This window comes from Streptomyces malachitofuscus (assembly GCF_055571035.1).
The window spans coordinates 1-22,215 of record NZ_JBVIGA010000017.1; the positions used below are offsets into that span (position 1 = coordinate 1).

The window sequence follows — 22,215 nt, forward strand, 5'->3', positions numbered from 1 at the left end:
GGCGTCTTGCTGCCCATCCGCGCGAAGATCAGCGCCAGCCCGGTGTTGAACACGAACTGCAGCGCCAGCGCGGGCACGATCAGCAGCCACGACAGGTCGGGGAAACTGCCGAACGCCAGCATGATGACGACCAGCACGATCATCGACGCCAGCAGCTGCTGCAGCTGCTGCAGCGCGAACGAGATCGGCAGCGAGGCCCGCGGGAAGTGCAGCGCCCGCACCAGCCCCAGGTTGCCCGAGATCGCCCGCACACCCGCCAGCACCGAGCTCTGGGTGAACGTGAACACGAACACGCCCGTGACCAGGAACGGCACGTAGACGTCGTGCGGTATGCCTTCCCGGGCGCCGAGCAGCAGGCCGAAGATGAAGAAGTACACGGCCGCGTTGAGCAGCGGGGTCGCCACCTGCCACAGCTGGCCGAGCTTGGCCTGGCTGTACTGGGCGGTGAGCTTCGCCTGGGAGAAGGCGAGGATGAAGTGCCGCCGGCCCCAGAGCTGACGGACGTACTCGATGAGGGACGGCCGGGCGCCGCTGACCGTGAGGCCGTGCCGGGCGGCGAGGGCCGCGAGGTCGTCCTCGGCCGGTGTCGGGCCGGCCGGTGCGGGGGGCGGTGTGTGGAGGACCTGACTCACATCCGCTGCTTTCGCTAGAGGGACCAGAGGGAGGGGGAGGGCAACGGGTTCGACGTCGGGACGGAACCGTATCGTCGTGACGGAGCGTAGGTCGAATACACGTCGGAACGCAACCGTTTCGTCGCTACGCCGTCGGCCTATGCTGGTCCGCATGACGACGAACGCAGACGAGCCCCAGCCGCGTCCGCGCCGCCGCGCCCCGGCCGGGGCCGCCGTACTGCGCCAGGACGTGACGGAGGCGATCCGGGCGGCCGTCTTCGAGGAACTCGCCGCGGTCGGCTACGCGCGGATGTCGATCGAGGGGATCGCGCGCCGCGCGGGCGTCGGCAAGACCGCGGTGTACCGCCGCTGGCGCTCCAAGCTCCATCTGGTCCTCGACCTGGTGTCCGCGATCGCCGTCCAGGGCCTGTCCGCCCCGGACACCGGCTCCCTGGAGGCCGACCTGCGTCTCCTCTACGAGGTGACCTCCCGCGCCCTGCGCCACCCCGTCGCCTCACAGATCCTGCCCGACCTCCAGGCCGAGGCGGCCCGCAACCCCGACATCGCCGAGGCCCTGCAGAAGGCCCTGCGCGAAGGTCAGGACGGGGTCGCCAAGGGTATCGTCGCCGCGGCGGAGGCCCGCGGCGAACTCCGCGCGGGCATCGACCACGCCCTGGCCCTGGACCTCATCTCGGGCCCGCTGTACTGGCGCTCGGTGGTCATCCGCAGCCCGAAGCTCCCGAAGGGCTACCTCGCGGCGCTGACCGGGGCGACGACCGCGGCCCTGAAGGCTCTCTGAGGCAGGCGGGCGCGGTCGGCCCGTCGTGGGCGCGTCCTCCTCGGTGGGGTCGCCGCGGCCGACGGTGACCGCCCAGGTGACGGTCGAGGGCGCCGTCACGTTCACCGTGCCCGGCTCGCGGGCGTCCTCCACGGCGAGTTCGTTGTGCGTGAGGGTGGGCTCGTGCGTGCGGCACTCGAAGCGGAAGCCCGCGTCCATCGCGGGCAGCGCGACGTCGATGGTGCCCTTGCCCTGGCAGTTCACGGCGACGACGAGGGTCTTGCCCGCGGGGCCGGCCCGGTAGGAGAAGCCGCCGTCGCCCCGAGCGGGCCCCGCCGACCGGCCAGGACCTCACCGTCCCGGGAGTCGAGCTCCGGGGCCCTGACCGCGACGGTCGGCCGATCGGGGGTCGGCCGCCCGGCCGCGACGGGACGCCTCGCACTGCCCTCGGAGCCGTCGCCCGCGGTGCAGCCCGCCGCCGCCGAGAGTGCGAGAGCCCGGACCGCTGTTCCTCGCCGCACGCCCATCCGGTCTCCCCCAGCCCGCGGTGATCACTGCTCCGGACGCCATGGGTAAGGGCGCGAACACGGCCACCGACCGTGTGATCTTCTGAGGATCATGTGAGCAAGGGCCGCGCCGCCCTCCCGGTCAGGCGCCGCAGCCGGTTCCGCAGGACCGGGGCGATGCCGCGTACGCCGGTGGCCACGCGCAGGGCCAGGGAGCCCGAGTGGGTGGCGTAGGGGTGGACGAGGATCAGGCCGTATCGGGGGCTCGGCAGGGCGTGGCGGCGGAGCAGCCCCGGTCCGGCCAGGGCGTGGGCCGTGGCGCGGCGGGTCGAGCCGTCCCGGAAGCGCAGGCGCAGCCGCAGGTCCCAGGCTCCCGTGCCGAGCGCGGCCAGCCGCTCCGGGCGTACCGGCGTCTCCGCGGACCAGGTGCCCCCGGCGGACGCCCGCAGCGGCACCGTACGGCGCACGGCCGGGCCGTCGCCGTCCCGGTGCCGCCACTCCACCTCCACCTCCGCCGGGCCCGCCTGTGCCGCCCGGCCGTACAGGTCGTGCAGGCGCAGCCGCAGGCGGCGCGCGCGGGGGCGCAGTTCCGCGTCCACGGAGAACGGGAGCCGGTCGGTGGGGCGGGTCAGCAGGCCCTCCAGGGTGAGGCCGGGCAGGTCGTCCGACCAGCACGGGGTGCCGTCCGGGGTGCGGGCGTACGGCGGGTTCAGCCGGGCCGGCCGGGCCGCCAGCTCCCGCAGCCGGGGCAGGTCGCGCGGCTCGGGGGAGGCCAGGACGACCCGTGCGATCAGCGGGCCGGGGGCCACCGGGTCGCGTGACCGGTCGGCGGCGTCGTAGTCCGCGAGGAAGGCCCGGGTGTGCGCCCACCACTCCCGCCGGTGATCCCCGTCCCGCAGCGGCAGCTCGCGCACGTACATGCGCAGGTCGTGGTCGAGGAACTTGGCCCGTGTCCGGTGCGCCAGCCGCTTCTCCCCGGCGTCCAGCAGGATCGCGTGCGCGGTGCCGCACGCGCGCGTGCGGGCGCGCCAGTTGTCGACGCCCGCGCGGTCCAGCGAGATCGACAGCCGCCGCGCGGAGCGCCGGACGTGCCAGACGTACACCCGGTCCGGGACCAGGGCGACGCGCGGGGCGGCCGCCCACACCCGCGCGGTGAAGACGATGTCCTCGTAGGGGAAGCGGCCGTCGGGGAAGCGGATGCCGTGCTCGCGCAGGAAGGCCGTGGCGTAGAGCTTGTTGACGCACAGGGTGTCGTGAACCAGGCGCGGACGGTCCGCCGGGTGGGCGAGGACGGCGCGCGAGGCGTACAGGCCCGGCTCCCACGGCACCTCGCGGCCCGAGGGCAGCTCACGGCGTACGCACAGACCGCCCGTGACCTGCGCGTCCGCTCCGGCCGCGGCCGTGAGTAGTGCGTCCACCGCGCCGGGCGGCAGGACGTCGTCGCTGTCCAGGAACATCACGTACGGCGCGGTCACCGCGTCGAGCCCGGTGTTGCGCGGGGTGCCGCAGCCGCCGCTGTTGGCGGGGAGCCGGATCACCCGTACCCGGGGTTCCTCGGCGGCCAGCCGGTCCAGCAGGCCGGCGCTGCCGTCCGTCGAGCAGTCGTCGACGGCGACGACCTCGCGTACGGCGGGGCCCTGCGCGAGCGCCGAGCGCACGGCGTCGGTCACATGGGCGGCGTCGTCGTGGCCGATGACGACGACGGCGACGCCGGCGGCGGGCCGGGGGTGAAGGGGGTGCATGGCATCCTCGGGCACGTGGTGGGGTGTTCATACCCTTTGCCCGGCTCAGGGTGTTCCGTACCCGCCGTGCATCCGCTTCGCCGCCGTCACGCGCCCTCGGCCGCCGCCTTGTCCAGTGCCGTGGTCAGTGCGTGGAGGCGGGAGCTCAGTGCGCGGACCTCGTCGATCTCGAAGCCGGTCGCGGCGAGGATCCGGCGGGGCACCTCCACGGCCCGCTGCCGCATCGCCTCGCCCTCCTCGGTGGGCCGGACCTCCACCGACCGCTCGTCGCGGGCGCTGCGCTCCCGGCGCACCAGGCCGGCCGTCTCCAGGCGCTTGAGCAGCGGGGACAGGGTGCCGGAGTCCAGCCGGAGATGCTCGCCGAGCTTCTTCACCGGCAGGGTGCCGTGCTCCCACAGCACCAGCATCACCAGGTACTGGGGGTAGGTGAGCCCGAGGTCCTTGAGGACCACCCGGTAGACGCCGTTGAAGGCGCGGGAGGCGGCGTGCAGGCTGAAGCAGATCTGCTGGTCGACGCGGAGCCACTCGTCCGAGGCGTCCGGCAGCGGGGGCGTCGCGGGTGGTGGGCTCGGAGTGGTGGTCATGCCTCCAGGGTAGCTCTTGCGAGCCATTTGGTTGTGCGCAATTAAGTTGTGTGCTCTACTTGTGGTCGTGAGGCGGCCGGAACCCCGAAGGGTCCGGCCCGCAAATCGACGAGGGAAGGTCTCCCATGGACGCGCTCTACACCGCTGTCGCCACCGCCACCCACGGCCGCGAGGGCCGCGCCGTCACCTCCGACGGCAAGCTGGACCTCGGTCTGAGCGCCCCCGTGGAGCTGGGCGGCAACGGCCAGGGCACCAACCCCGAGCAGCTCTTCGCCGCCGGGTACGCGGCCTGCTTCGGCAGCGCCCTCGGTGTGGTCGGCCGCGCGGCCAAGGTCGACGTCAGCGAGGCCGCGGTGACCGCCGAGGTCGTCCTCGGCAAGCAGGGCGAGGGCTTCGCGCTCGCGGTGACGCTGCGGGTGGAGCTGCCCGACGGCCTGGACGAGGCGACCGGCCGCAAGCTGGTGGAGCAGGCCCACCAGGTCTGCCCCTACTCGAACGCCACCCGCGGCAACATCCCGGTCGACCTCGTCATCGAGTAACCCCGCCGCTCACCCCGACGCGCGCCAGCACCTCCCCCGTCCGCCGGCTCCACGCCACCACCACCGCCTCCTCGGGCACCCGCTGCCAGCGCGTCAGCAGCAGCCAGCGCGCGTGGTACCGGCGGACGATCGTGGCCCGCTCCGCGCGGGTCGAACGGGAATCCAGGTACGCGTGCACATCGGCCACCCGCCGCAGCCGCTCCCGTTCGTCCAGCGCGGCGTCCGGCCAGGCCGGCGCGGCGAGGTTCGGCCCGTACCCCGCGATGGCGTGGACCGCGTGGTAGCCGTCGGTGATCACCACCTCGCCCGGGCCGATGTGCCGTGCGGCCCAGTCGTACGCCGGCCAGTCCGGCGGCTGTTCGAAGCCGACCGGATCGGCCGCCGGCGGCACCACCGCCCCGGCGTGCACGGTCAGGAAGCCGGCGCAGGCCCCCGCCGCCGTCGCCCCGCCCAGCACCCTGCGCCACACCGGCCACGGCCGGGGCGCCGCCAGCTCCACCGCGAGCGCGAACTGCAGCGGCACCAGCGTGAGCCCGAGCACCCTGCCGTAGGTGTAGTGGCCGCTGACCCAGCCGTACGCCACCATCAGGCAGTCCAGGACGAACATCAGCACCAGCGGGTCGCGCCACGAGGTGCGCCGAGCCCGCAGCCACAGCACCGGCAGCCCGAGCAGCGCCAGCCCGAACTGACCGGCCAGATCCCGGTACAGCCGCCGGTGCATCGCGTCCACGCTGGAGTCCCCCGCCAGGGCGAACACGTCGAAGTACGGCCAGCACGCGGCCACCAGCAGGGCCACCCCGCCCGTCAGCGCCCACCGTCCGGTGAGCGCCGCCGACCATCCGCGCTGCCACCCGGCGACCAGCGCCACCGCGCCCAGCGCGGCCGCGACCGCCGTGATCGGGTGCACGAGGAGGAGCAGCCCGTACAGCGCGCCCAGCGCCGCGTACCCGGACGGCGGACGCAGCCCGCCCGGCCCCACGTACCGCACGGTCCCCGCGTTCCTGGCCCGAGTGCCCGTCAGGGCCCAGGCCCAGAAAGCCAGTCCGATCGCGAACGTCGACGGGTAGGCGAGGTTGCCCGTCATCGACATCAGGTTCAGATAGCCGCTCCACCAGGCCCGCTCCGTCCCCCACAGCAGCGTCATCGCGGCGAGCGCCAGCACCGGCGCCCAGGGGCGCGGGGTGAGGGCCCGCACGAAGCGGCCGATCCCGGTGAGCAGCACCAGCAGGTTCAGCGGTCCGGTGAGCTTGAGCACCTCCCAGCCGCCCAGCCCGGTCAGCCGGGCGAACACGGCCTGCGCCCAGGCGAACGGCGAGTAGTAGGGGCTGCCCGCGCCGGGCAGGTCCGCCATCGGATGCCGGGGGTGCAGCAGATCGTCCTTGAGCCGCTCGACGACCGCCGCGTGCTGTCCGGCGTCGCAGCACAGCGGCACCCTCCAGTACGCCAGCGACATCACGAGCCAGAACAGGAAGCCGAACAGCTGGTACGGAGTGGGACGCCAGGCCCCGCCGCCGCGCAGCGCCGTGGCACCGCCCACGGTCCGCCGTACGAGTACTCCGGCGCTCATCGGGCGACGAGGAATGAGGGCATTTCGGGCATTTGCCCTATCTTCCCGGCATGGTCGGCGGCATGACCTCGTGTCACCTCATCGAGTGACCCTCGGCGTTCAGCGGGCGAGTTCCACCGGAGCCGCCTGCGTCGGCACCACCGCCCGCCGTACCACCGGCTCCAGGAGCAGCGGCACCCCCAGCACCGGCAACAGCCAGGCCAGCGTGATCAGCCGGTCGCCCCAGATGTTGATGTCCGGATGCCCGGCCTGGTTGAGGATCCCCGTAGCGGCCGCCGCGACCAGGAACGCGCCGAACGCCGGCCGCCGCCGCGCGCCCGCCGCACCGGCCGCCAGGGCCGCCACGAACAGCGGCTCCCACAGTTGCCGCCGCAGCCACTCCATCCAGAAGTTCCCCTGGAGCTGGAAGAACTCCGCCCACGGACGCTCCCGGTCGGGGCGGGCGAAATGATCGGTGAGCAGATCCTGCACGCTCTCCGACACCGACGGGTACTGCAGCAGCCGGGCCAGCAGCACCGTGCCCAGCACCCCCGCACACCCCGCCGCGGCGAGCGCCACCACTCCCCGCCCCGGAGCCCGCCCCCGCCACCGGCGCCGTACCTCGACCGCTGCCCCCGCGCCCGCCAGGCACAACCCAAGGAACAGCGCCTGCGAGTGCTTCACGGTGAACAGGGCGAACAGCGCGGCGCACACCAGCGCCACGCCCGCCCGTGTCCTACGCCCTTCCAGTACCAGCGCACAACCCCACAGGGCGGCCAGGGTGAGGGCCAGCAGCAGCCCCTCCGTCATCGGGCGCATCGCGGTCGTCCCGCACGGCAGCACACAGAACAGCGCCATCCCGGTGAGCGCGAGCGGCACCGGCACCGACAGGGTGCGCAGCACCAGGAACGCCAGCACCCCACCCCCGCAAGCGATCACCACACCGGCCGCCCACAGGCCCCACGTCGCCCCCAGCAGGCCGACGAACGGCACCAGGAACACCGGATAGCCGGGACGCACCTCGAAGATCCGCATGAAGCGCTCCGGCATGAACGGCACCGTGTGCCCGCCGGCCTCGCCGGCCGCAAGCCGCGCCTCCACCGCCCGCCACTCCTGCTCCCGGCACTCCTCCAGCACCCGGGGCGCCGGGTCCGGGGCGTGGAAGCGCACCACGTCCACGTTCTGGCCGCGGTGCGCGATCGCCGCCCGGCCGGCGCAGTAGTGGTCGATGGTGACCGCCGCCGCCTCCCGCTGGTCCGCGCCGCTCAGGCTCAGGGCGTACGACAGGTAGTTCTTGCTGTCGGGGGTGTCCCGGCCGGTGACGTTCGCGAGCTGCAGCACCGCGAAGACGGCGGCCAGCAGCAGGACCCAGGTGCGCGGCCTCACGACGGGGTCAGCAGGTCACGGCTTTCGGCCTGGGCGGGCACCCGGCCGCCGCCCGCGGAGTGTTCCGGCATCGGCTCGCCCAGCATCAGCGCCCGCACCACCCGCTCGGCGGCCCGGCCGTCGTCGAACTCGCCGTACCGGTCCCGGAAGGCGGACCGCAGCCGTGCCGCCTCCTCGTCCCGCCACGTCCCCGACTCCAGCAGCCACGCCAGCTCCCGGTAGGAGCGCGCCACATGCCCCGGCGCCCCGGCCGTGATGTCGACGTAGGCGCCCCGGCTCGCCCGGAAGGCGCCCCAGTCGTCGGCGTGGATCACGATCGGCCGGTCCAGCAGGGCGTAGTCGAACATCAGGGCCGAGTAGTCGGTGACCAGGACGTCCGCGGCGAGCAGCACGTCCTGCACCTCCGGCTCGTCCGTCGCGTCGATCAGCACGCCCCGCCGGTGCAGCTCCGCGAGGCCGAGGCCGCGCGCCGGCCCGTCGGCGAGCGAGGGGTGCAGCCGGACCACGAGGGTGCGGCCCTCGCCCAGATCGGCGGCGAACCGCGCCAGGTCGATCCGCTCCACCAGCCCGTCCCTGCGGTAGTCCCGGCGGGTCGGCGCGTACAGCACCACCGTGTGGCCGTCCGGGACGCCGAGCCGCGCGCGGACCTCACGGCCGCTGTCCGGGCCCGCGCCGACCAGGACGTCGTTGCGGGGGCTGCCGCTGCGCAGGGAGGTGAAGTGACAGGGGAAGGCCCGCTCCCACACCAGCTCGGAGTGCCGGTTGGCGACCAGGCTGTAGTCCCAGCGGTCGGCCCGGCGCAGCATCTGCGGCACGTCGAAACCGTGCCGGGCGCCGGGCTTGCCCAGCAGATCGGCGCCCATGAACTTCAGCGGGGTGCCCTGGTGGGTGTGGATGTGCACGCTCCCCGGGCGTTTGACCAGCGCACCCGACCAGTTGACGTTGTTGACGAAGTACGTGGCCCGCTCGGTCGCCCTGCGGTAGCCGGGCGAGTCCAGGAGCACGTACTCGGTGTCCGGCGGCAGCCCGGCCGCCTTCTCCTCGTCGGCGAGCACCCACACGCCCCTGATGTGCGGGGCGAGTTCACGCGCCGCGCGGTGGATCGCCGCCGGGTCGCCGAGCACGCCCCGGTGCGAGAAGGCCGAGTACACGGCGAGTTGCGGATCCAGCGGGCGGCGCAGCACGGACCGGGCCCGGGCCGCCCGGGCCGCCGTTCCCGCGCGCGCCTGCCGGGCCCGCCGCTCCAGCTCCCGGCCGGCCCGCCCCGCCTGCCGCCGCAGCACATAGCCGGCGTAGCCGCCCTCCAGCACCCGCAGCTCGGCGGGGACCCGGACGCCCTCGGGACGGTGCGCCCGGAACATCTCGGCCGTACGGCGGAAGAACTCGCCCCGGTCGGACGGGGGCAGCCGGTCGGGCTTGGAGAGGATGTCGAGACAGTGCTCGCCCATCTTGGTGTGCAGGAACGGCCGCCAGTGCGCCAGCGCCGGGCGGGCGTCGACGAACCGGAACACCCGCGCGTACTGCTCGTGGACGTCGAAGTGCTTGCGGCTGGTGGTGGACAGGATGTTGCCCTGGCGGCGCTGCCGGTAGTACAGGCAGATCCGGTCCAGGGCGGCGATGCGCCCGGCGCTGAGCAGCACCGGGAACGTCCAGGGCGTGTCCTCGTAGTAGCCGGGCGGGAAGGTGAAGTTCTCCCGGTCGACGAAGTCGCGGCGGTAGACCTTGTTCCACACCACCATCAGCAGGTCGAGGATCCCGGGCCGTTCGGCGGCCGTGAAGGTCCCCTCGGACGCCTCCGCCAGCACATGGGCCAGCGCGTTGCGGCGGGTGCCGCCCCACCAGTGGGTCCGCGCGTAGTCGAAGATCAGCACGTCCGGGTCGCCGGTCTCGTCGAGACGGTCGGCCAGGGCACGCAGCGCGCCGGGGGTGAGGGTGTCGTCGCTGTCCAGGAAGAACAGGTAGTCGCCCGTGGCGTGCGGCATCCCGGCGTTGCGGGCCCGCCCGAGGCCCACGTTCTCCGGAAGGTGCAGCACCCGGACCCGCTCGTCGCGGGCCGCGTACGCGTCGAGGATCTCTCCGCAGCCGTCGGGCGAGCGGTCGTCGACGGCGATCACCTCGATGTCGCGGTACGACTGCCCGAGCACCGAGTCGAGGCAGGCGTGCAGGTACCCCTGCACCTTGTGGACGGGGACGATGATGCTGAAGCGGGGCACTGCTTCGTCAGCTCCTCACCAGGGTGGCGGCGGCCGCGGGGGCGGGGACACGCTCCGCGAGCGGGATCACGGGCGGCAGGGCCTCGGGCGGCTCGCCGAGCAGCACCCGGCGCACGACCCGTTCGGCGGCCCGCCCGTCGTCGAAGGCGCAGAACCGCTCGCGGAACCGGGCCCGCAGCGCGGCCGACTCCGTGCCCGCGTACGAGCCGTCGCGGAACACCCGGGCCAGTTCGTCGGGGGTGCGGACCACCGGCCCCGGCGGACCGGCCATCAGGTCGAAGCAGACGCCCCGGGTCTCCCGGTAGACGTCCCAGTCGTCGGCGTACACCACGATCGGACGGTCCAGGTTGGCGTAGTCGAACATGATCGACGAGTAGTCGGTGATCAGCGCGTCGGCGGCCAGGCACACGTCCTCCGAGGAGCGGTGTGCGGTGACGTCGATGACCCGTCCCGTGGTCCCGCGCCCTCCACGGTCGTAGAAGTAGTGGGCGCGCAGCAGCACGACGACGTCCTCGCCGGCCGCCTCGCAGAACGCCTCGAGGTCCAGGCCGGGCTCGAAGCCGGTGTGGTGGTCGCGGTGGGTGGGCGCGTACAGCACGGCCCGTGCGCCCTCGGGGACGCCCAGCTCCGCGCGGACCCGGGCCACGTCGTCGGCGCCGGCCGTCAGATACACGTCGTTGCGCGGGTAGCCGTACTCCAGATGCTCGTAGGAGCCGGGGAAGGCGCGCTCCCAGACGCGGGTGGAGTGCGGGTTGGAGGAGAGGTTGTAGTCCCAGCGGTCCACCCGGCCGAGCAGCTTGCCGAAGCTGCCGGTGGCGGCGGCCACCACCGGGTACGTCGACTGGTCGACGCCCATGGTCTTCAGCGGGGTGCCGTGCTGCGTCTGGAGGTGGACGCTGCCGGGGCGCTTGACGACGCCCTCCGCGAAGTTGGCGTTGTTGATCAGGTACGTCGCACGGGCGAGCAGGTCCCAGGAGCGGCGGCTGCCGATGACCGCGTACTCCACGCCGTCCGGCACCGTGTGCGCCTGGTCGGCCTCCACCAGGAACACCGAACGGATGTGCGGGGCGAGTTCGCGGGCCTTGGCGTGGATCGCGGCCGGGTTGCAGGCGTAGCCGCGGCCCCAGTACGCGCAGTACACGGCGAGGTGCGGATCCAGCGGGCGGCGCAGCTGCATCCGGTACAGCAGCCGGGTGCGCAGGCCCCGCGGGCGCGGCACCGCCGCCACCGCACGGCCCGCGGCCCGGCGGGAGCCGCGCAGGGCGGCGAAGGCCGCGTACGCGCCGGCCGCCAGCAGCCGGTGCTGCACGCCCAGACTCCCGCCCGGGGGCCGGAAGCCGGCGGGGCGGTGACGGCGGTACAGGGCGCTCGCGCGGCGGAAGAAGGCCCGGCGGCCCGACGGGAGCCGCCGGGGGTGGGCGGCCGTCTTCAGGACGGCCGCGAACAGCTGCTCGAACAGCGGCCCCGACCGGGCGGCGGAGACCTCCAGATCGGCGGCCCGGTCGAGCACCAGCGCCACCTGGTCGAGCAGTTCGGCGTGGTGCTCGCCGGGCAGGTTCAGCCGGTTGCCCTGGCGGCGCACGAGATGCCGTACGACGACCGCGCGGAGCACCGCCACGCGCTCGGCGCCCAGCATCGCGAGGCCGCCCCAGCCGACGTCCGTGAAGTGGCCCTGCGGGAAGGCCAGGCACTGCTCGGCGGCGAAGGCACGGCGCCAGACCGCGCTCCACGCCGGCAGGCCCACTCCGGTGAGGTGCGGGGCGCGTTCGGGGGCGAAGGCGCCGTCCGGGGTGTCCGCCAGCAGGGGTGCGGCCGGGTTGGTGGGCTCGCCCTCCCACCAGGGCACCCGCTCGTGCTCGAAGTGCAGCACGTCCACCTGCCCGGTCTCCGCCAGCCGCGCGTCCAGGGCGGCCAGCGCGCCCGGGACCAGGACGTCGTCGCCGTCGAGGAACAGCAGGTACGTCCCGGTAGCCGCCCGCATCCCCGCGTTGCGCGCCCCCGCCAGGCCCTGCGAGGGCGGGGCGTGCACGGGCGCCACCCGGGAATCCCGCTCGGCGTGCCCGTCGGCCACGTCGGCCGCCGGGGAACCGGGTGCGTCACAGACCGGGATCAGCTCGAAGTCACCGAAGGACTGGGCGAGGATTGAGTCCAGCGCCTGGCCCAGCCGGCCTGCGACCCCATGGGACGGGACGATGATGCTGAAGCGGGGCATTCTGCTCTTTCCGTAGGGATGTCGTGGCGCCGGCCGCATCGGCGTGCGGGACGCCGACCGGGCCGCCCCGCCGACCGCCGGGTGGACGGCCGGGCCGGGGCGGGCCGCGACGAGCCGGGGGGCATGGGAACTCCCGAGGAGGGAACGACGGTCAGCCGCCGTCGGTGACGGTCACCAGGCCCGCGGTCTGCCGGGGCGGCGGCGCCACGAGCGAGCGCGCGTCGGGCACGGCGGCCGCCGCCGACGGCGCCGGGCGGCGCTCCTCCAGGGGGACGACCGGGGGGACGGCACTCTCGCCGAGGAAGACCCGCCGTACGACGCGCTCGGCGGCCCGGCCGTCGTCGTGCGGGCAGAAGCGGTCGCGGAACGCCGCCCGCAGCCGGGCGGAGCGGGCTCCGCACCAGTGGCCGGACGCGAAGATGTCGATCAGTTCGTCCTCGTCGCACGCGACCGCGCCCGGAGGGAAGGTCCGCGGGTCGAAGTAGAGGCCGTGGACCGCCTCGTACGCCTCCCGGCCCTCGGTGTGCAGGACGACCGGCCGGTCCAGGCCCGCGTAGTCGAACATCAGCGGCGAGAAGTCGGTGACCAGGGCGTCCGAGGCCAGGCAGAGGGACGCGACGTCCGGGTGCCCGGTGACGTCCAGGACCCGGCCGGAGGCGGCCCCGGGCGGGGCGTCGTGCGGGCCGCGGGCCGGTCCCAGGGCCAGGACGACGAACCGCGGGCCGAGCCGGCGCACCACGCGCTCCGGGTCGAGCAGCCGGGGCCGGGTGCGGAGGTGGTCGCGGTGGGCCGGCGCGTACAGGATCGCCACCGCCCCCTTCGGGACGCCCAGCGACTCCCGCAGCGCGGCCACGTCCGCGCCGCTCGCCCGCTGGAAGCGGTCGGTGCGCGGCCTGCCGTACTCCAGGGTGGTGTAGCGGCCGGGGTGCGCCCGCTCCCAGGTCAGGGTGGAGTGACGGTCGGCGGAGACCACGTAGTCCCACCGGTCGACGTCCTGCAGCAGACGGCCGAGGTCGCTGTCCCGGGCCGCCGCCGGCCGCTCCCGGAGGTCCAGGCCCTCGTGGCGGAGCGGCGTGCCGCGCTGGGCCCGCACGAGGATCTGTCCCCGGCGCTTGACCAGACCGGGCTCGGTCTCCGTGTCGGTCACCAGATAGGCGGACCGGGCGAGCGCGGTCCAGTGGGCCGCCGTACCGGGGACGAGGCGGCGGGTGCCCGGAGCGAGGGTGTGATGGTGTTCCGGGGCGGCCGCCCAGGCGGTGCGGATGTGCGGGGCGAGGTCGCGCACCGCCGACTCCAGGGCGCCCGGATCGCCGCCGCGGCCCGCGTGGGCCGTGAAGAGGGCCTGGTCGGTGCGGAGCGGGAGCAGCCGCTGGAAGCGGTAGTGCCCGCGCAGGGCGACACGGCGCAGCGCGCGCAGCAGCCGCCCGGTGAGCCGGGCCGTCCTGCGGCACAGGGCCGCCGTGAGCCGGAGCGCCCGGTAGGTGCGGTGCAGCCCGAAGCGGACCAGCGTGTGGTGGACGCGGGCGCGCGCGGCGACGGGCGCGCCCGGTGCGCGATGGCGCCGGTAGTGGGCGCGGGCCCGGCGCAGGAACGCGGCACGCGAACCGCGCGGCAGCCGTTCCCGCCGCGTGTACACCGTCACCAGATGGTCGACCATGCGCCGGAACAGCACCGGGCGCCAGCGGGCGAGTTCGGGCCGCTCGTCGACGAACGCGAACACCCGGTCGTACTGGTCGAAGACGTCGAAGTGCCGCTCACTGGTGGTGCGCAGGATGCAGCCGGACCGCCGCTGCCGGTAGTGCACGCACACCCGGTCCAGCGTGGCGATCGACTCCGCCGTCATCAGGGCCGGGTACGTCCACGGGGTGTCCTCGTAGTAGCCGGGCGGGAAGGTGAGGCCCGCGCGCTGGACGAACTCCCGGCGGTAGGCCTTGTTCCAGGCCACCATCAGCAGATTCAGCAGCCCCGGCCGGTCGTCGAGCCGGAACGGCGCCGGGCCGCGTTCGGTGAGCTCGGCGGCGACCCGGTTGCGCACGGTCTCGCCCGACCAGTACGTGCGCGCGTAGTCGTAGACCAGCACGTCCGGGTCGCCGGTCTCCTTCAGCCGGTCCGCGACGGCGAGGAGTGCGTCGGGGGTGAGCGTGTCGTCGCCGTCCAGGAACACCAGGTAGTCGCCGGTGGCCCGTTCGATCCCCGCGTTGCGGGCCCGCCCGAGGCCGGTGTTCTCCGGCAGGTGCACCACCCGTACGCGCGGGTCACGGGCCGCGAACTCGTCGATCACCGCACCGCAGGCGTCCGGTGAGCAGTCGTCGACGGCGATCAGTTCGAGATCGGGATACGACTGGGACAGCACCGATTCCAGGCACTCGTGCAGATACGCCTGAACCTGGTACGCGGGGACAATGACACTGAACCTGGGCAAGAGGCATCCAACGGTCGGTGCGGGCGTTCTGCCCGGCAACGGCCGCTGGGCCGACTTGGTTACGCCTCCTGCGGCATCCGGGGGACTCCCGTCACACGAAGGGGCGGACCTGCCCGGCCCGCCCCTTCAACTCGGTGATTTTTTCTGCTACTTGACCGCGCCCGCCATCACGCCGGAGACGAACTGCCGCTGGAAGGCGAAGAACACGACCAGCGGGACGATCATCGAGATGAACGCGCCCGGCGCCAGGACGTCGATGTTGTTGCCGAACTGCCGTACCTGCGTCTGCAGGGCGACCGTGATCGGCTGGCTCCCCGAGTCGGTGAAGATCAGCGCGACCAGCATGTCGTTCCACACCCACAGGAACTGGAAGATGCCCAGCGCGGCGATGGCCGGCCCGGCGAGCGGCATCACGACCCGCACGAACAGCCGCAGTTCGCCCGCACCGTCCAGCCGGGCCGCCTCCAGCAGCTCCCTCGGGATCTCCGCGAAGAAGTTCCGCAGCAGGAACACCGCGAACGGCAGACCGAAACCGACGTGGAAGAGGACCACGCCCGTCACCGAGCCGAAGATGCCCAGGCTGCCGAAGAGTTCGGCGATCGGGATCAGCGCCACCTGCACCGGCACCACCAGCAGCCCCACGACCGCCAGGAACCACCAGTCGCGGCCCGGGAACTCCATCCAGGCGAAGGCGTACCCCGCGAGCGAGCCGATCACCACCACCAGCACGGTCGCCGGGACCGTGATGTACGCCGTGTTCAGCAGCGATCCGGTGATGTCGTCGTTCTTCAGCAGTGTCTCGTAGGCGCCGAAGGTGAGCTGCGAGGGCTCGGTGAACACCGTCCACCAGCCGTCGGCGGCCATGTCCTCCGGGGTGCGCAGGCTGGCCAGCAGTAGCCCGAGCGTCGGGACCAGCCAGAACAGGCCCACGACGATCAGGAACACCCGGACCAGCCCGCCGCTCACCCACTGGCTGAGCCGGGAGCCGAGCGACTGCTCCGCCCCGGCGACGGGCACGGGCGGCGCGCCCGCCCCGGTGGTGACACTCCCGGCGTCCGTGCTCATCGCCGCACCTCCCGCCGCAGCCGTCTTACGTTGAACCACATCACCGGGATCACCAGCAGCAGCAGGAACACCGCGATCGCGCTGGCGATGCCCGGCTGGTCCTCGGAGAAGCCCTTGCGGTAGAGCTCCAGCGCCAGCACGTTGGCGTCGTCCTGGGAGGAGCCCGGCGCGATGATGAAGACGAGGTCGAACACCTTCAGCACGTTGATCATCAGCGTGACGGTGACCACCGCGAGGACCGGCGCCAGCAGGGGCACCGTGACCCGCCGGAACACCTGCCACTCGTTGGCGCCGTCCACCCGCGCGGCCTCCAGCAGTTCCCGGGGCATGCCCGCGAGCCCGGCGGCGATGAGCACCATCGCGAAGCCCGCCCACATCCAGATGTACGAGCCGATGATGGCCGGCGTGACCAGCGACGGGCCGAGCCAGTCGACGCCGTTGTACGGTGCCGCGAAGTTGCTCGCCGGGAGCCGCAGATGTGCCCCGTCGGCCTTCGACGACAGGGAGAACGTGCCGTCGTCGCCCGCCGTGGCCGTCTCCACGACCTCGCCGTCCTTGACGGCCTCGATCCGCATCCCCGGATATCCCAGCTCGGAGGAGTCGACCTGGTTGAGCGTGCCGACCCCCTTGCCCCGGGTGAAGTCCTGCCAGGTCGTCCCGGTGATCCGGTCGCCCTCCGGCTTCGGCGCCGCCGCCCGCGCGGCGTCGTCCGGCATCAGATCCGGGGCCACGCCGACCAGCGGCAGCGTCACCGTGTCACCCGTGCTCACCGGCGACCGGGTGATGAACGCTCCGCCGCCGGCCGGCTCCAGCGGCGACTCACGGCCCGGGTGCGCCTTCGGGAACGCCGAGGACTGGGCGAAGGTGTCGTGCACCCCCACCCACACCGCGTTCGCCACGCCCTTGTCCGGGTCCTGGTCGTACACCAGGCGGAAGATGATCCCGGCCGCCAGCATGGAGATCGCCATCGGCATGAAGACGACCAGCTTGAACGCCGTGCCCCAGCGCACCCGTTCGGTCAGCACCGCGAAGATCAGACCCAGCGCGGTGGCGACGGTCGGCGCGAACACCACCCAGATCACGTTGTTCTTCAGGGCGGCGCGGATGCCGTCGTCGGTGAACAGCGCCTGGTAGTTGTCGAATCCGGTGAAACCGTCACCGGACTGGTCGTAGAAACTGCGGACGACAGAGTACCCGATCGGGTAGACCACGAGCGCACCGAGCAGCACGAGCGCGGGCAGCAGGAACAGCGCCGCGACCGTTCTCCGTGTGCCGGTGACGCTTCTGCGCGACTTGGGAGCGGCGGGGGCCGGCTTCAGGGCCCCTGCCGCCGTGTCCGACGCCATCGCCGGATCAGTTCCCGTACGCCGCGGCCGCTTCGGCCTCCAGCTTCGCCTGGGTCCCCGCGATGTCCCCGGGGTTCTTCAGGAAGTCCTGCAGCGCCTTCCACTCGCCCTTGCCGGGCGTGCCGCCGAAGGCCTGCGGGGCCTGGTCGGACATGTCGAAGCGGAAGTCGTCCCCGGCGTCGATCAGCGCCTTGGCCATCCTCTGCTGGACCTCGTTGGGGTACGCCGAGTTCGGCACGTTCTTGTTCGGCGAGAGGTAGCCGCCGAGACCGGCGTGGATGCTCGCCGCGTCCGGGGAGGCGAGGAACGTCGCCAGTGCCTGGGAGGCCTCGGAGTCCTCCAGGATCACCGCCGCGTCGCCACCGGACACCACGGGCGGGGCGTCACCGACCGCCGGGAACGGGAACACCTTGGCGTCCGTGCCCACCTTCGCCTTGGTCTCACCGATGTTGACCTGCACGAAGTCGCCCTCGTAGACCATGCCGGCCTTGGGCTGGTCGCCGCCGGTGAAGGTCTGCGTCACCGACGTCGGGAAGTCGGTCTGCAGAGCCCCGGACGCGCCGCCCGCGACATAGTCCTTCTTGCCCCAGATCTCGGCGAGCGTGGTCAGCGCCTCCTTGACGGAGGGGTCCGTCCACTTGATCTCGTGCCGGGCGAGCTGGTCGTACTTCTCCGGGCCCGCCTGGGAGAGGTAGACGTTCTCGAACCAGTCGGTCAGCGTCCAGCCGTCTGCGCCGCCGACCGAGAACGGGGTGACACCGGAGTCGTACACCGTCTGCGCGGCCGTGAGCAGTTCGTCCCACGTCTTCGGCTCGGCAGCGCCGGCGTTCTCGAAGACCTGGGCGTTGTACCAGACCAGCGACTTGTTGGCGGCCTTGTAGTAGACCCCGTACTGCTTGCCGTCGACCGTGCCGATGTCCTGCCAGCCCTGCGAGTAGTTCTTGGCGAGCTCCGCCTGCGCCTCGACGCCCAGCGGCTTCGCCCAGCCCTTCTCCACGGCCTGCTTGATGGCGCCCGGCTGCGGCAGCATCGCCACATCCGGCGGGGCGCCGCCCGCGACCTTCGAACCGAGGAAGTTGATGATGGGGTCCTGGGCGGGGACGAAGGTCACCTTGGCGCCGGTGCGCTTCTCGAACTCCGCGAGGACCTTCTTGAAGTTGGCCTGTTCGGCGCCGGTCCAGACGGCGGCGACCTCCAGGCTCTCGCCGTCCAGCTCGGGCAGCGTGACGGTGGTGCCGGTGTCGCCGTTCCCGCCGTCCTTGTCCTTGTCGCCGCCGCTGTCGTCGTCGCCTCCGCAGGCGGTGAGCGACACCGCGAGCACACCGGCGGCGATCGCGGCGGCGGCTCTCGTGGCCCTGCGGGTGTGGGGAGTTGTCACATGGCTGTCGGGCGACCTGCGTATTCGGATGAACCTGCTCGTCCTGCGCATCACTGCCCCGTTCTTCGTACTCCGTCGTACTTCGCCGAACGTTCGAGCGCTGTCCCGTGCGCTCTGGTCTACGCCCGGGGGATGGGGGTGGCAAGAGCGCGTCCCGTGTCAAGTCCGGGATCGTGACCCCGTCGTGACCAGGCGTCACCGAGGGCCTGAGTACCCGGGCTCATGACGCCCCCGGCACGGGGCGGAATGCTGGGGGACATGTTCATCAGACGATCAGTCGCCGCGACCGCTCTCCTCGTGGTCACCCTGACCGCGTGCGGGACCGAGCCGAGCGGCGGGCAGGCGGTGGCGGGGGCGGGAAGCGCCCGGCCGTCGGAGAGCCCCCGGCCGTCCTTCAGTCCACGGCCGAAGTGCGCGCAGCCCGCCGAGGCGCCCACCGTGTCCCCGTCACCCTCCGCTCCGTCGTCCTCCTCCGGGAGCACGGACGGCCCCCGGGAGCAGAACGGGGACGGTGCGCCGCACTACGCGGAGAACCACGCCTATCGGATGCAGGGATCGCTGACCCCGGAGGGGCGGGCCTGGGGAGCGGCGTCGGCGGGGCTCATCCGGGCGGAGCTGGAGAAGGTGCGCGAGGAGGGCGGGGCCGGCGCGTACGGCGTCTTCGACGAGCAGCGGATCGCGGCGGCCCTGGCCCGGCTCGGCTGCGGCGAGGAGCACGGGGTCCACATCGGCAACGGCTTCTACAGCGTGCACACGGGGGACGCCTGTGTGTCCGGCCGGGTGACGGAGGACCAGCTGACCGTCGAGGTGCACGGCGCCTACGCCGAGCCCCAGCCCGGCACCGGCCCCTGTGTCGAGAACCGGGGAGGGCACTGACGGGCCTCCCCGGCACGCGGTCACAGGAGCGAGGGCACCTCCGCCGCCGAGACCTGCCGCGCCGCCCGCTCCAGCGCGCTGGCGAGCAGGGCCAGGTCGGTCGGGCCGTTGCCGAGTTCGCGCACCTGGCGGCGGGCCGGGGGGTCGCCCATCCGGTGCCACTCCAGGGGGACGACCGTCGGGCGCAGGGTCGCCGTCCGCGGGATGCGGCCCGTGACCCGGCCGCCCTGGAACGCCGTCTCCCGTCCGTCCGGGCGGGCCAGCCGGCCACGGCCCGGCGCCGGGTCGTCCGGGCCGCCGCCCGGCACGGGGGCGTCGAGCGTGACCCGCAGCGACGCCCGCCGCACCGGCTCGGTCTGTGCCGTCCGGGGGCAGGGGCCGGTGGCCGTCACCAGGTGCACCCCCAGCCGCTCGCCGTCCCGCGCCACGGCCTCCAGCGCCCGCATCACCGATCCGGCGGCGGGCCGCCCCGGTGAGCCGAGCGCGGGGGAGACCAGCGTGTCCAGGTCGTCCACGACCACCACCAGGCGGGGCAGCGGCGGCGCGGCCTCCGTCTTGCGCCGGTCCGTGCCGGGCCGCAGCCGCAGCGTCGAACTGGGCGGGGCGTCCAGGTCGCCGTTCTGCTCGCCGGCGGCCGCTCCCGCGCGGGAGGCGGCCGTCCGCTGGGCGACCATACGGTCCGACAACTCGCGTCCGGTGTGCCACTCGGCGAAGTCGGAGCGGCCCAGCAGCTCGGCACGCCGCTTCAGCTCGGCGCTCAGGGACTGCGCGAACTCCCGCATCCGCACCGGGTCGCTGGCACCGAGATGCGTGGTGACATGCGGTACGTCCGTACAGACCCGCAGGCCCTCGCCGTGCCCGGCGGCCGTCGCGGGCTCCCCCCGGCCGTCGACCAGCACGATGCCCAGCCGGTCGGGGCGCTCGGCGGAGGCCAGCGAGGCGACGACCGCCCGCAGCAGCTCCGAACGGCCGCTGCCCGGCGGCCCCTCGACCAGCAGATGCGGCCCGTCGGCGGCGAGGTCGGCGACGACCGGGCCGCGCGGTCCGGCGCCCAGTATGGCGGTGACGCGTCCGCCGAGCGCCTGGGCGTCGTCGGCCGCGTCCGCCCAGCGGGCCATCAGTGAGGCAGGGGTGGCCCGGGCCAGGCCCAGCTCGTCCAGCAGCCGCGCCGACCGGGGCAGCGGCGCGGACACGCGCGCGTGGCGCCCGCCCGCGGTGCCGTCGGTGCGCAGCGGCGCGAGCGCCCGGGCGAACCGCTCGGCCCAGGCCCGGGAGACCGCGTCGACGGTGGCGAGGGTGCCGTGGCCCACGGGGCCCGGTGCCGTCCCGGAGCCGGTCGCGGCGACCCGGAGCAGCCGCAGGGCGGTCGCCACGTCACCGCTGAGCAGGGCGACGGCCCCACAGTCCCGGAACGTCGGCGCCACCGCGCAGGCCGCCTCGTACGTCTCCGTCACTGGGGACGCGGGGGAGGCGGCGGCCGTCTCGGCGAGACACAGCAGATGGATGCCGGCCCGGGCGCCGTCCTGGGCCAGCCGGGCGACCGCCTCGCGGACGTCCGCGCCGCCGGGGTCACCGTCCACGACGACCACGGTGTACGGGCCGTCGCCCGCCGGTACGGCGTCGGCCGGGCCGCCTGCGGCCGCGTGCTCGTGGTCCGCCAGCCGCCGGAGCAGTTCGTCGGTGCGGGCCGTGGCCTGTTCCCGGTCGTGCGCGAGCAGCAGACGGCAGTCCTGGCCGTGCCCGGGGCGTACGTGCGGCAGCCAGCCCAGCCAGGACCACTCCGCGGTGCGCTCCGCCAGGGGGCGGGAGTGGTCCGCGGCGATCAGGACGATCTCCAGGGAGTCGGGGGAGTGCAGCGCGGCGAGCTGGGCCAGCACCGCGCGGGCCAGCCCGGCGAGGCGTTCGCGCGGGCCCGCCAGTCCCAGCGAGCCGACCTCGCGCAACCCCGAGGTGACCGGCACGGCGGGCAGCAGACCCGAGCCGTCCGGCGTGGTCCGGTCCGCGGTGCCGAGCCGTACCGCGAGCGCCTCGGGGTGACCCGGCCCACGCTCCCACAGCCGAGGGCCGGGGCCGAGCGCGGTCAGCAGCAGCGTGGCGGGGTCCGGCCAGGTCTCGGGGAGCACGGGGGCGGCCAGGTCCGGCTCGGGCGCGCGCCCGCCCGGATCCGCGCCGCTGCCGCCCCGCGCGTCCGCTGCCGCCTCCCGCTCCTGCCGTCCCCCGGCCAGCCGCCGGGCCCAGGCCCCGATGCCGCCCCGCTTCCGCCCGCCGGACGGCTGGGGGAGTTCGGTGCCGCGGACGGGGGTGCCTTTGCGGGAGCCGGGGCCGCCGGGATCGGCGGGCACATGGCCGTAGTGCGGGTCGCGTACGTCACCGGTCGTGCCGACGGTGGGCCCCCCGGGGCCGGCGGAACCGGCGTGGCGCGCGTCGTGAGCGGTGCCGGTCGCACGGCCTGTGGGGTCCGCGGGTCCCTGACCGGGCCCTCGGGAGCTGTGAGCGGGTGCGGCGCCGGTACTGCCGGGGTCGGGGGGCCCGCCGTGGTGGCCGTCGCGCGGGACACCGTGGGATGCCCGTCCCTGAGCGGCCGTGGGTGCCTCGTCCCGGGAGTCGCCGTGGGTCGTGTCGGGAGCCCGGTGTCCCGGGGGGACGGGGCCGGAGGGCCCGACGCCGAACCCTTCGTCGAGCCGACCGCTCCCCGCGTGCGTCTCGTCCCCGGCGGGCCCCGGCCGCGACACGCGCCGCCCCTTGGGCACCCGGGGCACGTCTCCCCGCGCCGCGATCCGCAGCGTGCGCCGGACGGAAGCGTCGCCGTGCCCCGCGCCCCCCGGCGCCCCACCCTGCTCCGGCACCGGCGACCCACTGGGCATCCGCCCGGGGTCCGTCTGCCCGCCGGGCGTGCGGGCGTCGCGATTCTGCCCGCCGGGAGCCCGCCCGCCCGATGCGTCACCGCCGTGCACCTGTCCGTGGGGAGCGTGCTGCGGGTGCTGTCCGTGGGGTGCGCGGTCGTCGGGCCG

At 74.2% G+C, this 22,215-nt stretch carries 16 protein-coding genes; 4 read left to right on the top strand and 12 right to left on the bottom strand.

The genetic code is table 11. The features are described from left to right. The coding region (locus ACZ44S_RS23825; protein ID WP_466932244.1) for an ABC transporter permease at nucleotides 1–632 on the bottom strand (632 nt) is incomplete at its 3' end. A gap of 139 nt (nucleotides 633–771) precedes the next feature. On the opposite strand from ACZ44S_RS23825, the gene ACZ44S_RS23830 reads away from it, so the two are divergent. After that, the gene (locus tag ACZ44S_RS23830) at nucleotides 772–1,410 is read left to right on the top strand and encodes a TetR/AcrR family transcriptional regulator (RefSeq protein ID WP_466932246.1); all 639 of its coding nucleotides are present in this window, start codon (nucleotides 772–774) and stop codon (nucleotides 1,408–1,410) included. 595 nt (nucleotides 1,411–2,005) lie between these two features. Here the strand turns inward: ACZ44S_RS23830 and ACZ44S_RS23835 are convergent. Then, nucleotides 2,006–3,637, bottom strand: coding sequence for a glycosyltransferase family 2 protein (locus tag ACZ44S_RS23835; protein WP_466932248.1), 1,632 nt, complete (start codon nucleotides 3,635–3,637; stop codon nucleotides 2,006–2,008). Between the two features lie 86 nt (nucleotides 3,638–3,723). Next, nucleotides 3,724–4,221, bottom strand: coding sequence for a MarR family winged helix-turn-helix transcriptional regulator (locus tag ACZ44S_RS23840; protein ID WP_466932250.1), 498 nt, complete (start codon nucleotides 4,219–4,221; stop codon nucleotides 3,724–3,726). Between the two features lie 125 nt (nucleotides 4,222–4,346). Here ACZ44S_RS23840 and ACZ44S_RS23845 point away from each other — a divergent pair, with 125 nt between their 5' ends. Further along, the gene (locus tag ACZ44S_RS23845; RefSeq protein ID WP_190164123.1) at nucleotides 4,347–4,760 is read left to right on the top strand and encodes an organic hydroperoxide resistance protein; all 414 of its coding nucleotides are present in this window, start codon (nucleotides 4,347–4,349) and stop codon (nucleotides 4,758–4,760) included. Here ACZ44S_RS23845 and ACZ44S_RS23850 read toward each other — a convergent pair. The 8 genes from ACZ44S_RS23850 to ACZ44S_RS23885 form a co-directional block, all read right to left on the bottom strand. Then, nucleotides 4,750–6,327, bottom strand: a complete 1,578-nt coding sequence (locus ACZ44S_RS23850; protein WP_466932253.1) for a hypothetical protein — start codon at nucleotides 6,325–6,327, stop codon at nucleotides 4,750–4,752. The genes ACZ44S_RS23845 and ACZ44S_RS23850 overlap by 11 nt on opposite strands. Nucleotides 6,328–6,426: 99 nt before the next feature. Then, on the bottom strand, nucleotides 6,427–7,692 hold the full coding sequence (locus ACZ44S_RS23855) for a hypothetical protein (RefSeq protein ID WP_466932255.1): 1,266 nt from the start codon (nucleotides 7,690–7,692) through the stop codon (nucleotides 6,427–6,429). Continuing rightward, complete coding sequence (locus ACZ44S_RS23860) at nucleotides 7,689–9,905, bottom strand: bifunctional glycosyltransferase/CDP-glycerol:glycerophosphate glycerophosphotransferase (RefSeq protein ID WP_466932258.1); 2,217 nt, start codon at nucleotides 9,903–9,905, stop codon at nucleotides 7,689–7,691. Before ACZ44S_RS23860 ends, ACZ44S_RS23855 begins: the two co-directional genes overlap by 4 nt. Nucleotides 9,906–9,912: 7 nt before the next feature. Beyond that, the gene (locus tag ACZ44S_RS23865; RefSeq protein ID WP_466932260.1) at nucleotides 9,913–12,117 is read right to left on the bottom strand and encodes a bifunctional glycosyltransferase/CDP-glycerol:glycerophosphate glycerophosphotransferase; all 2,205 of its coding nucleotides are present in this window, start codon (nucleotides 12,115–12,117) and stop codon (nucleotides 9,913–9,915) included. Nucleotides 12,118–12,268: 151 nt separating this feature from the next. Further along, nucleotides 12,269–14,539 (bottom strand): bifunctional glycosyltransferase/CDP-glycerol:glycerophosphate glycerophosphotransferase, encoded by a 2,271-nt coding sequence (locus ACZ44S_RS23870; protein ID WP_466932262.1) that lies wholly within the window; start codon nucleotides 14,537–14,539, stop codon nucleotides 12,269–12,271. A gap of 147 nt (nucleotides 14,540–14,686) precedes the next feature. After that, nucleotides 14,687–15,604, bottom strand: coding sequence for a carbohydrate ABC transporter permease (locus ACZ44S_RS23875; protein WP_466932264.1), 918 nt, complete (start codon nucleotides 15,602–15,604; stop codon nucleotides 14,687–14,689). Next, nucleotides 15,601–16,950, bottom strand: coding sequence for a carbohydrate ABC transporter permease (locus ACZ44S_RS23880; protein WP_466932266.1), 1,350 nt, complete (start codon nucleotides 16,948–16,950; stop codon nucleotides 15,601–15,603). Before ACZ44S_RS23880 ends, ACZ44S_RS23875 begins: the two co-directional genes overlap by 4 nt. A 7-nt stretch (nucleotides 16,951–16,957) precedes the next feature. Next, the gene (locus tag ACZ44S_RS23885) at nucleotides 16,958–18,379 is read right to left on the bottom strand and encodes an ABC transporter substrate-binding protein (RefSeq protein ID WP_466932268.1); all 1,422 of its coding nucleotides are present in this window, start codon (nucleotides 18,377–18,379) and stop codon (nucleotides 16,958–16,960) included. 207 nt (nucleotides 18,380–18,586) lie between these two features. Here ACZ44S_RS23885 and ACZ44S_RS23890 point away from each other — a divergent pair, with 207 nt between their 5' ends. Then, nucleotides 18,587–19,204 (top strand): hypothetical protein, encoded by a 618-nt coding sequence (locus ACZ44S_RS23890; protein ID WP_466932270.1) that lies wholly within the window; start codon nucleotides 18,587–18,589, stop codon nucleotides 19,202–19,204. Between the two features lie 20 nt (nucleotides 19,205–19,224). Here ACZ44S_RS23890 and ACZ44S_RS23895 read toward each other — a convergent pair whose 3' ends face one another. Then, the gene (locus tag ACZ44S_RS23895; protein WP_466932272.1) at nucleotides 19,225–21,546 is read right to left on the bottom strand and encodes an FtsK/SpoIIIE domain-containing protein; all 2,322 of its coding nucleotides are present in this window, start codon (nucleotides 21,544–21,546) and stop codon (nucleotides 19,225–19,227) included. Nucleotides 21,547–22,011: 465 nt separating this feature from the next. Between ACZ44S_RS23895 and ACZ44S_RS23900 the strand changes: the two genes are divergently transcribed. After that, nucleotides 22,012–22,215: hypothetical protein (locus tag ACZ44S_RS23900; protein WP_466932274.1), on the top strand; the 204-nt coding region annotated here is incomplete at its 3' end.